General features: G+C 56.2%; 1 protein-coding gene and 1 pseudogene. Both read right to left on the reverse strand.

Annotated features, from left to right (window positions below; translation table 11 throughout):
• Positions 1-513 (reverse strand): annotated as a pseudogene (locus tag ACI2KB_RS29180) (F0F1 ATP synthase subunit beta); the annotation flags it as partial.
• 28 nt (positions 514-541) lie between these two features.
• On the reverse strand, positions 542-1,384 hold an 843-nt coding region (atpG, locus tag ACI2KB_RS29185), incomplete at its 5' end, for a F0F1 ATP synthase subunit gamma (protein ID WP_404640538.1).

Genomic DNA, 1,384 nt, shown 5'->3' on the forward strand with positions numbered 1-1,384 from the left:
AAAGATAAGCAATAAGACAATTATACAGATCACTTCAATAAAGAATACTGATATAACAAAAAAACCACCACCGAACAGACCGACTTTACCGCCTTTGGCAAACGGGCAAACCAGGTCGATAACCTTGATGCCGGTTTCCAGCAGGTCGTTGCCGCCTGCTTGTTCAGCGAACGAAGGAGCGGCACGGTGAATACCCCAGCGCTCTTCGGTGTCGATCGGGCCAGCTTCGTCGATCGGGTTGCCCAGGACGTCCATGATACGGCCCAGGGTGCCCTTGCCGACTGGCACGGAGATAGCTGCGTTGGTGTCGGTGACGTCCAGGCCGCGTTTCAGGCCTTCGGTCGAACCCATCGCAATGGTACGAACCACGCCGTCGCCCAGCTGCTGCTGAACTTCCAGAGTGGTTTCCGCGCCTTGTACTTTCAGCGCGTTGTAGATGCTCGGTACGCTGTCGCGTGGAAATTCCACGTCGATCACGGCGCCGATGATTTGAACGATACGTCCGCTACTCATTAGCTGGATCCTCTGAATATTTGAACCGTTAAACCGCGGCAGCGCCGCCGACGATTTCCGAGATCTCTTGGGTGATCGCTGCCTGACGCGCCTTGTTGTAGATCAGCTGCAAATCACTGATCAGGTCACCGGCGTTGTCGGTGGCGTTCTTCATTGCGATCATCCGCGCCGCTTGTTCAGCTGCGTTGTTCTCGACCACCGCCTGGTAGACCTGCGACTCCACGTAACGCACCATCAAGCCGTCCAGCAGCTCTTTGGCGTCGGGTTCGTACAGGTAATCCCAGTGGTGCTTGAGTTCTTGATCCGGGGTCGCGACCAACGGAACCAGTTGCTCAACCGTTGGCTGCTGAGTCATGGTGTTGATGAACTTGTTGGATACCACGGACAGGCGGTCAATACGGCCCTCCAGGTAGGCATCCAGCATCACCTTGACGCTGCCGATCAGATCATTGATCGACGGCTCTTCGCCCAGGTGGCTGATCGCAGCGACGACGTTACCGCCGAAGTTGCGGAAAAACGCCGCACCTTTGCTGCCGATCACACACAGATCGATCTCAACACCGTTGTCACGGTTCTGCGCCATGTCCTTGACCAAAGCCTTGAACAGGTTGGTATTCAAGCCACCGCACAGGCCACGGTCACTGCTCACCACGATATAACCGGCGCGCTTGACGGCGCGGTCGATCATGAACGGGTGGCGGTATTCCGGGTTAGCGTTGGCAAGATGACCAATCACCTGGCGGATGCGCTCCGCGTAAGGACGGCTAGCAGCCATGCGCATTTGAGCCTTGCGCATTTTGCTGACCGCCACTTTTTCCATGGCGCTGGTGATCTTTTGCGTGCTTTTGATGCTCGCAATCTTGCTGCGAAT

This window comes from Pseudomonas sp. NPDC088444, assembly GCF_044900175.1.
Taxonomy (GTDB): Bacteria; Pseudomonadota; Gammaproteobacteria; order Pseudomonadales; family Pseudomonadaceae; genus Aquipseudomonas.